Origin of the sequence: Streptococcus sp. HMSC10E12 (assembly GCF_001807855.1) — a bacterium.
Taxonomy (GTDB): domain Bacteria; phylum Bacillota; class Bacilli; order Lactobacillales; family Streptococcaceae; genus Streptococcus; species Streptococcus salivarius.
Genome location: NZ_KV791088.1, coordinates 45,348 through 59,060, shown reverse-complemented (window position 1 = coordinate 59,060; position 13,713 = coordinate 45,348). Strand labels below are relative to the sequence as shown.

Annotated in this window: 9 protein-coding genes; all 9 read right to left on the bottom strand. The window is 39.4% G+C overall.

Annotated elements, in window-relative coordinates; all coding sequences use genetic code 11:
• Positions 1-1,786 (bottom strand): SH3 domain-containing protein (locus HMPREF3112_RS10950; RefSeq protein WP_141738652.1); only part of this gene is annotated, 1,786 nt, incomplete at its 3' end.
• A gap of 271 nt (positions 1,787-2,057) precedes the next feature.
• Positions 2,058-2,708, bottom strand: a complete 651-nt coding sequence (locus HMPREF3112_RS04800; RefSeq protein ID WP_070438439.1) for a DUF6287 domain-containing protein — start codon at positions 2,706-2,708, stop codon at positions 2,058-2,060.
• A 97-nt stretch (positions 2,709-2,805) separates the two neighbouring features.
• Positions 2,806-4,125 carry a sensor histidine kinase gene (locus HMPREF3112_RS04795; protein ID WP_070438436.1) on the bottom strand — a complete coding sequence of 440 codons (1,320 nt, stop codon included), beginning with the start codon at positions 4,123-4,125 and terminating at the stop codon, positions 2,806-2,808.
• Positions 4,122-4,856, bottom strand: coding sequence for a response regulator transcription factor (locus HMPREF3112_RS04790; RefSeq protein ID WP_048676267.1), 735 nt, complete (start codon positions 4,854-4,856; stop codon positions 4,122-4,124). Before HMPREF3112_RS04790 ends, HMPREF3112_RS04795 begins: the two co-directional genes overlap by 4 nt.
• A gap of 210 nt (positions 4,857-5,066) precedes the next feature.
• Complete coding sequence (locus HMPREF3112_RS04785) at positions 5,067-7,622, bottom strand: SH3 domain-containing protein (RefSeq protein WP_070438434.1); 2,556 nt, start codon at positions 7,620-7,622, stop codon at positions 5,067-5,069.
• A gap of 161 nt (positions 7,623-7,783) precedes the next feature.
• The gene (locus HMPREF3112_RS04780; RefSeq protein WP_070438433.1) at positions 7,784-8,719 is read right to left on the bottom strand and encodes a hypothetical protein; all 936 of its coding nucleotides are present in this window, start codon (positions 8,717-8,719) and stop codon (positions 7,784-7,786) included.
• Positions 8,720-10,399, bottom strand: coding sequence for a hypothetical protein (locus HMPREF3112_RS04775; RefSeq protein WP_070438430.1), 1,680 nt, complete (start codon positions 10,397-10,399; stop codon positions 8,720-8,722).
• 81 nt (positions 10,400-10,480) lie between these two features.
• Entirely contained in the window at positions 10,481-13,099 is a 2,619-nt protein-coding gene (gene alaS / locus HMPREF3112_RS04770) for an alanine--tRNA ligase (RefSeq protein ID WP_013990152.1), read from the bottom strand.
• A 24-nt stretch (positions 13,100-13,123) separates the two neighbouring features.
• The gene (locus HMPREF3112_RS04765; RefSeq protein ID WP_070438428.1) at positions 13,124-13,609 is read right to left on the bottom strand and encodes an LURP-one-related/scramblase family protein; all 486 of its coding nucleotides are present in this window, start codon (positions 13,607-13,609) and stop codon (positions 13,124-13,126) included.
• Positions 13,610-13,713 lie beyond the last annotated feature (104 nt).

Genomic DNA, 13,713 nt, shown 5'->3' with positions numbered 1-13,713 from the left:
CTACATGAACCTTGTAGCTTCCATCTGATTGTTTATCAGCATGATACCATGTAAGGTCGTCTTGGCCATTCTTATCTGACCAAATTGGGACACGAACTTCTTTAACTTCTTTGCCGCCACCTGAAACATTGGTTACGACTACATCAAAACCATTAGAGGTTTGGTTGTTGATGGTCAATTTCCCTGTCACTTGTGATTCGACAGATTGAGGAACCGTTGCCTTTGTTTCAGTAATATAAGTTCTCTTACCATCTAACATATAGTAAAGATGCACAGAATATGTACCAGCATCGCCCTTATGACTAGCTGTGTCTACATGAACCTTGTAGCTTCCATCTGACTGTTTATCGGCATGATACCAAGTAAGGTCGTCTTGGCCATTCTTATCTGACCAAACTGGGACACGGACTTCTTTAACTTCTTTGCCACCACCTGAAACATTGGTTACGACAACATCGAACCCATTAGAGGTTTGGTTGTTAATTGTAAGATTACCAAAAACACGGTTTTCTTGTGGCTTAGACTCCGTAGGTTTCAAAGCCGCAATATCCACATAACGACGTGTACCACTGTAACTAATATAAGAAATCCATTGATGGTTATCCGCAGTCAATACCTTGTCATAGTTCACTTTGTAACCTTTTTCCAAGGTATAAAGCGTTTCTGCAGAAGCCTTAGGTTCATTTTTAACATTCAAGCTACGTGTCACATTATAAGTGCCACTTTCTGGAAGCTTTTCAGCACCAGTAGTTTCTGGTTTTGCTTGATTAGTTTCTGTTGGTTTAACAGTTGGTGTTTCAGCTTTGGCAGGTGTCAAAGTCGCAATATCTGCATAGTAGCGAACGTAGTCATAACCAAGGTAAGAAATCCATTGGTGATTATCAGCTGTCAAAACTTTATCATAGATGACATGGTCACCCTTACCGAAAACAAAAGTAGGTTTGAGGTCTGCTTTTGGTTCCTTCTTAATATCTGTATCACGTGTAAAGTAGTAAGTTCCTGTCGCTGGGATATCCAAAGCACCTGTTATGGCTTGAGCACCACTAGAAGGTTTGCCATCCCCATTACCACCATTACCGTTACCACTACCAGCTGCCACTGGTTTCACTGGCGCATAACGACGCACACCAGAGTATGATTTGTAGCTAATCCATTGGTAGCCATCAGCTGTCACGACTTGATCGTAAAGGACGCTATCCCCTGGATTCACATAAAATTCAGCCTTGGCAGATACCTTAGGTTGATTCTTAACCTCTGTACGTTCCTTGTAGACATAAGTTCCTTGGCTTGGAAGGTCACTGTCTGTAGTTGTAGCTGGTTGGCTCACCAAACTAGTATTGATAGCTGCTCTCGTTAAGGCAGATACATCAAGGTTAGTCGCTTTTTCAGATGAAGCATTTGTAGCACTTGTTGCTTCTGAGCTGGCAGCTGTTGATTCAGAAGTTTTATCTGTTGCTTGTGAGGTACTAGTACTCACTTCACTTGTAGCCTCGCTAGTAGCAGTTTCACTAGCAGTTTGGCTAGTTGTTGAAACTTGGCTAGCCTTCTCACTTGACGCCGCCCCATCTGTTGCTACACCACTGAAAATATCAGCTGCGGTCACAGCATCACTATCTGAGGTAGCACGCAAAGTGGCATCTGAAAATGTTGACACCTCATGATGCTCATCAGCCAAAGCTTGACCTGCAAAGACCAAACTAGCTCCTAAAAGAACTGATGCTGCCCCAAATGAATATTTACGAATGGAAAAACGTTGTTGTTCGTGTAAAAATTTTTCTCGTTTCATATTATTATTTCTCTCTATCGAATTGATGTTACTGGTTGATTGTAACACTCGGTGATAAATATTACAAGTATTTTACAGAATATTACTAAATATTTCTCACTTGACCATTAGTATACCAAATTTATTTGACTTGTTCACACCTAAATCATAAACTGTCCAATTTTTGTCATAATCGGAAAATGACCGACTTATACTTACATTTTCGTTATTTTTCCAAAAAAGCAAAAGGAAAAGTAAAAAGATTACTAAATAAATAGCAATCTTTTTCGTACTAGTTACGGTAATATGGTCCGTTTGCCCCAATAACAAGATAATCTGAGCTTCCAGATACTCCGGCAACTGCAGACAAAGCTACACTATCATCTTGAGATACAACTGATGCATTGAATGTATTATCTGAAACTCCTTGAGGCTTCAATTGAGCAGTATAACCTGTTGAGTTTTTGATAATTGTACCATCAGCGTTAATTGTAACTGATTCACCATTCGCATTAGTCCAAGTCCCCACAATAGAGCTAATATCACCATTATCAAGGGCACCGAAGTTAAGTGATGATTGACTATTAATTGTCCCCTTCTCAGATTTAGCCTTATCTGTTCCAGCTGCAGATTCAGCCACTTGTCCACCATCTGTAGCGCCTGCTTGAGCTTGTTCCTTAGAAGAAGCTTTAGGTGCTACTGCTGAATCCTGATTGTCATTTTCTTCATTTGAAACTGCTGAAGATGATGATTGAGTTGATTTTTTATCCTTCTTAACAGCCTTACTTGAGCTTGAAGATGACTTCTTAACCGTTTTGACTGGACTGCTACTTGTGCTAACACGAGCTGATTCATGGCTGTTAAACTTAGTCACCAGGAAGATGGCAAGAATAACTACGATAAGAGCTGCCACGATACCAATGAGTTTACTTGTATTTTTCATGAGTGATATTCCTTTTCTGATAATTTACTAGGTTATTATAATATATAGACAGCTAAATTTTTCATTGAAGTCATAAACAGTCGTTTTTTCGTCATAATCAAACCACATCTTCTATTTTTAGTGTCTGTTTAAAACGATAGTCTTTAGATTGTGTTGACAAAGAACAATTAGGGTACTTCCCTAAAATCTCTCGAACAGTGGACAGACCTATACCGCGGCCCTCTCCTTTACTTGAGCGACCAAGTTTAAAGATACCGACTGTATTGATAGATTCTTGAGCAATGGTATTCTCCACTATCACCACCTTTGTCTCTCCACTGATAAGAGCAATGTTTACTTCTTTAGCACTGCTATCCAGACTAGCTTCAATAGCATTATCCAAAAAAATAGACAACACTGTTATGAAATCCAACAATTCCATCCTCGATACTTCAAAGATATCACTGACCTCAAGGTGAATGGTAATAGACTGTCCCTGTGCTTCCAAAATTTTACTAGCCAGGACACCTTTAACGGCTTCATCTTTAATATTAATCAAGTTGGCAATTTCGTACTGTTTCCCCTCAATCCGAGTCTTTGTTTTTTCTAGGATGTTATCGTAGATATCGGAAATAATAGCCATATCCTTGGAGTCAATGCCATATTTGATACTAGACAAAACATTTAGGTAATCGTGCCTGAAGCGACGAAGATCCGTATAGAGTTGCTCGATTTGTTGACTATAATGAGCCAAATCACTCATTTGCCTATCTTTTTGGAGTAGGACTTCTTCTTTTAGTCTCTCACTGAAGGTCGCATTAATATAAACAAGGGTCGCAAGAAAGAGTAAAGCATAGGTCACCACGAGATAAACATGCCAATCTCTTCCTCCAGGGCTCTGTTGCACAAAAAAGGTAATATATTGGAGAAGGAGGGCATAAGATAACATTGATATATCTATAAGTAATAAAAAGTACTTTGAAAATGACTTTCGAAAACCATAGTTCAATGCTTTGAAATCCACTTTTAAGGTCTTAATGATTAACCAAAACACAGGAAAGACTAGCAACTCAATGACAAGGTTTAAATGAAAATGGTTAAGTACAATCAGATAATGACGATTGATGACCAAGGCAATCCCATAAATAATAAGATTGTGAACAAGACTTTCTATGATGATTGGAAACAAGCCATAGAAAATATCTAATAACCTATTGCCATAACGATTTCTGTAGAGGGAATAAACAACCAAGAAGGCATGCCCTAAAACATAGGATAGTGCTGGAGAAAGCACAAACAAAAATCGGATAATCAAGGGGATGATGATATACCATCTTAGCTTTATCTCCTCGGAGGTAATGTATTGATAAATGAGAATAAAGAGGATAATCTCCGCTAAAAAGTCTAGATTATCCAACAAAAAATTGATTGCTGTCATAGGCTGATTCTCTCAAGCAATTTCTTTAGTTTCAACTTTGAAACATAGCAAACGCCACCATTTTCAAAATAGACTGTCCCCGTACTTTTATCTAATTTGATGATATTTTCTGGATTGATAAGGAAAGATTTGTGGCATTTAAACAGTCTAGGGTCACTCTTTTCAATTTGTGAGAGACTGCCATAAAACTCAATCTGCTCCTCTTTAGTATAAAGGATAACCTTATGAACGATATCCGAGGTCTCAAAGTACAAGATATCATGAAAGGGAACCTGAATAACGGTCTTAGCATTCTCAATCCGAAAAGCGTCTTCTGGATTCTGACTCTGTATCTTTTTGCAGGTTAATAAGATAATACTTTCCACACGCTTTTGAAAGTCCTCACCCTCCAAAGACTTATCAATAAAATCTAGAGCTGCCAGTTGGTATTGAAAAGTTAAGGGAAGATACTCTGAATGGGTCGTGAAGAAAACAATATTGGCATAGGGATCATTCTTGCGAATCTGCTTAGCCACTTCCAAACCTTTTTTAGTATCGTCTTTAATTTGAATGTCCAAGAAAAAGAGCTGATGAGACCCTCGCTCGGTAATAGACTCTAACAGTTGATTGGGTTTGTCAAAAACCTCAAAGTCCCCCACTTTAATATTATTTTTCTTAAGAATCGTATGAATAACCTCTTCAATACGATTTTGTTGGATAAAATGATCTTCTAAAACATAGATGTTAAGCATAGCATAACTTCCTTTAGCATAATCTTAAGAGAAATTCTAAGTTAGAGCATTTCTTTAATAAATGAACCTCTCTTATTTATTTAAAATGAGATTTTTTGTTCTCTTTACCTATTTTACAGTTTTATTACAAAAAAACAATAGTTTGTAACATTTTTTTTGCTTCAATCAACCAAAAAACACCACCCTCAAAAGAGAGTGATGTTACGAATCTTAAGAAATATCCACATAGCGTCTTGCACCACTATAGGTTACATAAGACAACCAGGTGTGGCCATCAGCTGTTAGGACCTTGTCATAGCGAACGGACATGCCTTTATCATAGTAGGCTAGTTCTGGGCTTGCCACACTTGGTTGAGCCTTGATAGAGCTAGGTTTTGTAAAGGTATAAGTGCCGGTTGCAGCTAGGCTTGGGCTTGCTGGTTGAGCAACTGCTGTTGCCTTAGCATCAATAGCAACGTATCGGCGGTTGCCTCCATGGCTTACATAAGAGAGCCATGTATGACCATCTGCAGTCACCAATCTGTCATAGTTAACGGACATACCAGCATCATAGTAAGCCAACTCTGGACTTGCTACACTTGGTTCTGCTTTAATGCTAGAGCGTTCCTTGAAAGTATAGGTGCCAGATGAAGGTGTGCTTGGTTGAACAGGTTGTTCTACTGGTTTAGTCACACTTGTTGGTGCAATAGCCACATAGAAACGATGCCCTGAATAGCTGAGGTAAGAAAGCCATTGATAACCATCACCACTGACAATCTTGTCATAGTTGACTGACATACCAGCATCGTAGTAGGCCAACTCTGGGCTTGCCACACGAGGTTCTGCCTTAATGCCAGTACGAGCAGTAAAGGTATATGAACCTGAAGCTGGAAGATTGTGGCGAGTTGCATTTTGAACTGGAACAGTTGTACTAGTGCCTCCGATACCTACCATTTTACCATCTTGGACATAGTAGAGATGGACAATGTATTCACCTGCTTCAGACTTATGGTCGCTAACATTGATACGAACCTTGTAGCTACCATCACTTTGTCTGTCAGCTTGGTGCCATACAAGATCATCTTGGCCGTCCTTAGCTGTCCATACTGGAACACTCACACCTTGGATAGCCTTGTCACCACCAGAAACATTAGTGATATGAACGTCAAAACCGAGGTTAGAGAGGTTTTCAATATTGATAGTACCGCTTGGTTTGCTTTCTTGTTGAGCAAGTTTAACCACGGCTACATAACGTCGGTTGCCATTGTAGCTGAGGTAAGAAAGCCATTGGTAACCATCACCACTGACAATCTTGTCGTAGTTGACTGACATACCAGCATCGTAGTAGGCTAACTCTGGACTTGTCACACGAGGCTCTGCCTTAATGCTAGAGCGTTCTTTGAAGGTGTAAGTTCCTGCATCAGGAAGGCTATAGCTAGTAGTTGTATGCGTTTCTTCAACCTTGGCAGGAACTGTGTAAGCTGTGCCACCCACACCAACTAATTTACCATTAGTTTCAACATAGTAAAGATGAACATTGTAGAGACCACGTTCATTCTTATGGTCACTTAGACTGACGTTAACCTTGTAGTTGCCATTGTTAAGACGAGTTGCATTGTACCAAATGATATCATCTTGGCCATTCTTTTCAGACCAGATTGGAACAGATACCCCGAGGACACCGTTTTGGTCTGAAACATTACTGATAACTACACTAAAGTCACCATTGTCATGACTTTCAATAGCGATATCGCCTCTTGGTTTAGCTACAGCCTCTGCAGCAGCACCTAGGTCGACATAACGACGAGTACCACTGTACGAAGTGTAAGAAATCCAACGGTGGTTGTCAGCAAGCAAAGATCTATCGTAGTTGACTGACATGCCTGGATCAAAATTGAACTCAGTCTTGGCAGTCAAGCTAGGTTGGTTCTTCACATCTGCAGGTTTAGTAAAGTAATAAGTACCACGTTCAGGTATGACTTCATCTCTAGTTGCTTCAGTGGTGCTATTAGTGTTTTCAGCCTTCAATGCTGCGATATCAGCGTAGTAGCGTTCATAGTCGTAGCCAATGTAAGAAATCCATTGATGATTGTCTCTCTTCAAGACCTTGTCATAGATAACATGGTCACCCGCACTAAAGACAAAGGTAGGCTTGATATCCATGATAGGCGCTGTACGAATTTCAGTTGTACGACGGAAATAGAAAGTACCGTTTGATGGGATATCAAGAGAACCATCAGCAGTCACAGGACCATCCACACCAGGTTGAGGAGTATCCACAGCTTCACGGTCAGTACCTCTAACTTCTGCTACTTCTGAAGTTGCTGAACGGTTAGTCTCACTTGCTGCTTCAGAGCTAGCTACTGATGACACTTCAGAACGTGGACTAGCCACTTCTGATCTAGAAACAGAAGCGACAGCAGATGCAGAATGAGCAACCTCTGCCGGTACTTCCAAAGAAGCAGCCTCGCTAGCCACTACACTACTAGCTTCAGAAGAAGCAACTTCACTGCTGGCAAGCTTAGGTCTTGGCGCTTCAGATCTTGAAGCTGGTTGATTGAGGACATCGGTAACAGCTTCTGAAGTTGTCTGGTCGATTTGAAGTGGTTCAGAATTATTTACAAAAACTTCATAATCCTTGCTGGAATTTACGCTATTGGCTTGTTCCTGAGCCAAAGCATGTCCACCAAGCATCAAGCTCGCACCAATCAAGACTGATGCAGCTCCAAAAGAATATTTACGTATTGAGTAACGTTGACGTTCCTTAAAAACATATGCCTTTCTCATTTTGATCACTCTCACTTTCTAGGCTGTTTGATAAAAATTGGAACCGTTTTCACACCTATAGTATACTTCTTTTAAAAATATTTTACAAGTATTTCAATATTATTACTAAACTTTTTTAAGCATGAAAAAAGAGCTGAAAGTTCAGCTCTTCAATAATGTTTTTACTCTGCCCAGGTATTATAGTCTTGAAGCGAAGCGATATCATGCTCTTGTCCATCCTTTGACTCAGAAGCTGAAAGTTTTGTTCCACTAAGCATATCCGTCTGATCTGGCTTAGCTAGCAAATGAGAAACCTGCTCTAGAGCATCATCTCCAAAGAAGACCAACTCTCCAGAAACTTCCTTGTTCAAAATTGTCATAAGTGCTTTATTGGAACTGATGTTTAATTCCCTAATTCTAAAAGTATTTGGGTCAGACAACTCTAGAAATACTGCATTAGATCTATTCCGAATACGAAGTCCATAATAATCTAATCTTTCATTTAGCGATTTACTAAAATAGTCTCGTTTGTAAATCTGTTTATCATCTTTATCTACTCCACCTTGAATAGCAACTCCCGTCACGAACTTGCCAGTCTCAAAATCAAAGACCCTTCGTCGGCCAATTCTATCACGTTCTCCACCAGAATTAGTAATCAAAGTAGTTACGATAAGATAACTTTTCCCACTGATATCCTTGTCAAGATCCAGATCACTAACATATTCTTCAGGAAAATCCTTTCGTAAGATTTTCAAGACATCCCATTTTTTGTAAATCTTCTTGGTGTTAAAAGGGTTATAAATCATCACCTTGTAGTAATCCTTATCAGTGATGTCATAGTTATCCCTAATATCTTCACCCCTATGGTAGTATTCATCAAATAGTATCAGATAATCTTTAGTCAAGGCGACATAATTTTGATTTTCAGGAAGATACAGTACATTGTCCTGAACCGTTCGAATATCTCGAAGAGGAGTGGATTTCTTAATGGTTTCAATTTTATGTGAATAAGACTCTATGGGTTTGTGCCTATAAGCAAGATAGAAGCCAAGTAATGCTCCTAGAAGAATAATCACGATTCTCACTTTATCTTTGAAAAGTTCTTTAATTAAAGCCATCTACTCTTCCTCCCTTGGGATTATTACTGTTATGGCCTTACCATTTTGAACAAAAGACATACTATTATACACTGCCTGTGTTCTCGGACCTTCAAATTCGCTAATGCCATATTTTTCTTTCGCTTGATTACTTGGAGTTGTACCTAAAAGATAACCTCTCTGTACCATATCTGGACTAATGTTAAATGAACCATTATCAATAGCATCCCTAGGTGCATCAAGAATGGAATACAAACCAACAGGTGCTCCTTCATTAATAATACGGTTGAAAGCATCTTTACCCTCTTTCATCGCATTTTCAAAGGGATTTGATTGAAGCAATTCAAAAATACTCTCTTGCATAAATAAGATTTGTTTGGGTTCTTGGTTCGCATTTGCAGTATCAATACGTTCTATATAGGGACTGTAGTCACTCGTATAGTATTTCTCATAATACAATTCCTTAACGACCTCATTGTCCTTAAAACCAGCTCTCCAATTTTGAATCAGTTCGATACTTTTCTTTAGTTTACTTGTTTCAGAACCTATACTATAAGTATAAAAACTATATAGTGGCCCTGAGGCTAAATCGTAAGTTACGAGACTATTATCTGAGGCGTTAACACCAATCGGAAGCAAGGTTGAATTCGGATCATATAAAATGGCTTGAACATCCTCTCGAGATTTAAACTCTTTTCTTGTCAAGCTGACGTTTCGATATATCCATCTGTCAAAATCCTGAAAATTTGACAAGAGGTGTTCTTGTCCATCAATTGTTGTATCTGCTTTAGCTACCAAGCCGTCTACAAAACTAGTCTTACCATCTTCCTTGTATAAATCCAAAAGACTTTGGGTCTTTGCCTGATCATTACAAAAACTATCTGTAACTACCAATTGATAACTATCATTTTTAGCCATCTCTAGAAGTTTAGAATTTTGGCCATAAATCGTTCTCGATGTACCATCAAAAGCCCCAACACTAATAGCAACACGTCCCGAATCTAAAGTATGAACATTAGATAAAAGATTATTACCAAGATTATTGATAATCCCAATAGTCTGAGGTAAATAGCCTTTTACACTTTGTTCCTGTTTTGGGATAGTATCGATATCATAAAGACTAGTGTCTGAAAAATTGCTTATTTGCTTTAATGTTTTATCATCTTTTGAAACCTCAAAAGTATAAGCAGGCTCACGATTTTGCCCTACCTTTGTGCCTTCAAAAGTAACAAGAACATAGGCTTTCTGATTCTCTTCATAAAGCTTTGCTTTAAGATTTCTAATCTCTTTACCTTTCTTTAACTCTGGTACAAACTTAAAAAGGTCTACCTCAATCGGTTGATTACTAGTGTCATTAACATTATATATAGATAGACGATAATATTGATTATCCTTTTGAGATGTTTTCTCTGTATTTTTAAAAGAATCATGATAACGATAGTTTTGAGACATCATATAGTTATCGGAATATTGGATATTGCCAGTTGATTGGACAGCTAGAACATCAGGATCTGTTAATTTCACATAGGCATCAACCGAACTGAAACCTGTCACATAAGCATAACCATTTAAATAGCGGTCAGTTTGTTGATTATAAGAATTTTGCCACTCAATATACATCAGTGAAAAACAAAACGAGAAAAAGACTGTAATTATGAATATAAGCACATCGTTAAAATCCCTAACATTTTTATCTTCCATAATCCCCCCAAGAATGTGAATCTATTAAAAAAGATAGGATTTTCATCCTACCTTTTCAAGTTTCTTTTATTGTATCACATCTTAAAGCTGTTCTGCTACTGCTGAAAGAAGATCTTGGATACCATTGGCATCGCTACCACCGGCCATGGCCATATCTGGTTTACCACCACCACGACCTGATACGATTGGTGCAAGAACCTTGATGACATTACCTGCGTGAACATCCTTAGACTTGCTTGCTACAAGGACATTAACTTTTTCGCCAATGTGAGCTGCAAGGACAAGGACGTCAGAGTAGTCTGCTTGTTTCCATTGATCAGCAAATGTACGAAGGGCACCTGCGTCAGAAACTTCCACTTGGCTAGCGATGTAACGAACACCATTAGCTTCTTTAACGTCTTTGAAGACATCACCAGCTGCTGCTGCTGCTGCTTTTTCTTTAAGAGCAGCATTTTCTTTTTGAAGAGCATGCAACTGCTCTTGAAGGCTAGCAACCTTGTTAGGTACTTCTTTCAATTGTGGTGCCTTAAGCGTTGCTGCGATTGCTTTAAGGGCATCTTCTTCTTCACGGTAAGCAAGGTAAGCTTCACGTGATGTCACTGCCAAGATACGACGTGTTCCTGAACCGATACCTTCTTCTTTGACAATCTTGAACATACCGATTTCAGCAGTGTTGGCAACGTGCGTACCACCACAAAGCTCAACAGAGTAATCACCGATTGAAACGACACGAACATTCTTACCATATTTTTCACCAAAAAGGGCCATAGCTCCCATTGATTTAGCAGTGTCAATGTCTGTTTCAATAGTTGTTACTGGAGTGGCTTTCCAGATTTCTTCGTTGACTTGTTCTTCGATAGCACGCAATTCTTCTGGAGTTACAGCCTCAAAGTGAGTGAAGTCGAAACGCAAGAATTCTTGTTCATTAAGAGAACCAGCTTGAACAGCATGATCACCAACGATATTATGAAGGGCAGCATGCAAGAGGTGAGTCGCTGTGTGGTTCTTCATAACACGGTGACGACGTGTGTGGTCAATTTCAAGTTTGTAGTTAGCACCTACAACAAGTTCACCTTCAACCTCAACAGTGTGAAGTGCTTGTCCATTTGGCGCACGTTGAACGTCAACCACACGCGCAACAACAGTACCAGCTGCATCTGAGATCGTACCGTGGTCTGCTACTTGTCCACCCATTTCAGCATAGAATGGTGTTTGTTCAAAGACAAGGAGTGCTTGACCAGAGTTAACACTATCATGACGAGCATCATCAGCAACGATAACGCTCAAACGGCTTTCAGCTGTTTCAGCTTCATACAAGAACTCAGATGGTTCAGTGATGTTGGCGAGGGTTTCATTTTGCATACCCATAGAACCACCTTTAACCACGCTAGCACGCGCACGTTCTTGTTGTTCTTTCATGGCAGCTTTAAAACCTTCATGGTCAATCTTGAAGCCTTCATCTTCAGCCAACTCTTCTGTCAATTCCACTGGGAATCCATAAGTATCGTAAAGTTTAAAGATGTCTTTACCTTCAAGCGTATCTTTACCAGATTTCTTAAGGTTAGCAAGAAGCTCGTCAAGCATGCTTGAACCTGCATCGATGGTACGTGCAAAGGTTTCTTCTTCACGTTTAACGATTTTTTCGATAAAGTCTTTCTTCTCAAGAACTTCTGGGTAATAGCTTTCCATGATTTGACCAACAGTTGGAACAAGTTTGTACAAGAAAGCATCAGAAATGCCGAGACGACGGCCGTGCATTACGGCACGACGGAGAAGACGACGAAGGACATAACCACGACCTTCATTACCTGGAAGGGCACCATCACCAATGGCAAATGCCAATGAACGGATGTGGTCAGCGATGACCTTGAAGCTCATTGTGTCACCATCTGGATCATAAGTTTTACCAGACATTTTTTCGATTTCACGAATGATAGGCATGAAGAGGTCTGTTTCAAAGTTTGTTTTAGCCCCTTGCATCACGGCTACAAGACGTTCAAGACCTGCGCCCGTATCAATGTTTTTATTAGGAAGTTCCTTGTATTCTGAACGTGGAACAGCTGGATCTGCATTGAATTGTGACAAAACGATGTTCCAAATTTCAATGTAACGGTCGTTTTCAATATCTTCTTCAAGCAAACGGATACCAATATTGTCAGGGTCAAAGTCTTCGCCACGGTCAAAGAAGATTTCAGTATCTGGTCCTGAAGGTCCAGCACCGATTTCCCAGAAGTTATCTTCAATTGGAATCAAATGACTAGGTTCAACACCACAAGCAATCCAGCGGTTGTATGAATCTTTATCATCTGGATAGTAAGTCATGTAAAGTTTGTCTTTTGGAAAATCAAACCACTCTGGGCTTGTCAAAAGCTCATAACCCCATTCGATGGCTTCATCACGGAAGTAGTCACCAACTGAGAAGTTACCAAGCATTTCAAACATTGTGTGGTGACGAGCTGTCTTACCAACGTTTTCGATATCGTTGGTACGGATAGCCTTTTGTGAGTTGGTGATACGTGGATTTTCAGGAATCACAGAGCCATCAAAGTATTTCTTCAAAGTGGCAACCCCTGAGTTAATCCAAAGAAGGGTTGGATCGTTAACTGGAACCAAGTTAGCTGATGGTTCAACAGCGTGACCTTTTGATTTCCAGAAATCAAGCCACATTTGACGAATTTGTGCTGAAGTAAGTTGTTTCATTGTTTCTCCTTAATTAATTGTTTCTTATTTTGAGCTATTCTCGAGCATTTCCACATAGTCAATAGCAACACACAGGGAAATGGCCAAATCAGCGTAAGTATTTTCATAAACAGTAACAGTATAGGTCGATGTCAGATGGAAGAGCTCCTTTTGAATCCTAGCAACTACCTGATTTTGACTATTAAGTAGTTGAAAATCCAAGTCCCAAATATTACCCTCTATTCGCAAGCCAAGATTATCGACATCATACTTATCACGAAGAAGGGTTAATTTTTTTCGAATGTAAAAACTCGAACCATCCTGCAAGTCTACTGTAAACTTAGGCAAGAGACTAAGCGGCTCCTTGGTGATATGACTAATCTCACGACCATCCTCACCAAAAATTGTAAAGATCTTTGGAATCTTGAAAAAGGATCCTTCAACCTGATAGGCAACTCTACCTTGATCATCCTTGATATCAAAGCGTTCGCCACCCAATCGAAACTTCTGTTTGACAAAATAGGTTTTCATACGCTACCTCCAATATTGTCATACATTTCATTCAGAAAATACCCAAAGAATAAAAGACAAGACCACTAAACGAAGGGCGACGTGAACCGCGGTACCACCTTCAT

Excerpts from the sequence above, each read along its gene's own strand:
- HMPREF3112_RS04800 (WP_070438439.1), bottom strand. The coding sequence starts at position 2,708 with ATGAAAAATACAAGTAAACTCATTGGTATCGTGGCAGCTCTTATCGTA.
- HMPREF3112_RS04795 (WP_070438436.1), bottom strand. The coding sequence starts at position 4,125 with ATGACAGCAATCAATTTTTTGTTGGATAATCTAGACTTTTTAGCGGAG.
- alaS (WP_013990152.1), bottom strand. The coding sequence starts at position 13,099 with ATGAAACAACTTACTTCAGCACAAATTCGTCAAATGTGGCTTGATTTC.
- HMPREF3112_RS04790 (WP_048676267.1), bottom strand. The coding sequence starts at position 4,856 with ATGCTTAACATCTATGTTTTAGAAGATCATTTTATCCAACAAAATCGT.
- HMPREF3112_RS04775 (WP_070438430.1), bottom strand. The coding sequence starts at position 10,399 with ATGGAAGATAAAAATGTTAGGGATTTTAACGATGTGCTTATATTCATA.
- HMPREF3112_RS04785 (WP_070438434.1), bottom strand. The coding sequence starts at position 7,622 with ATGAGAAAGGCATATGTTTTTAAGGAACGTCAACGTTACTCAATACGT.
- HMPREF3112_RS04780 (WP_070438433.1), bottom strand. The coding sequence starts at position 8,719 with ATGGCTTTAATTAAAGAACTTTTCAAAGATAAAGTGAGAATCGTGATT.
- HMPREF3112_RS04765 (WP_070438428.1), bottom strand. The coding sequence starts at position 13,609 with ATGAAAACCTATTTTGTCAAACAGAAGTTTCGATTGGGTGGCGAACGC.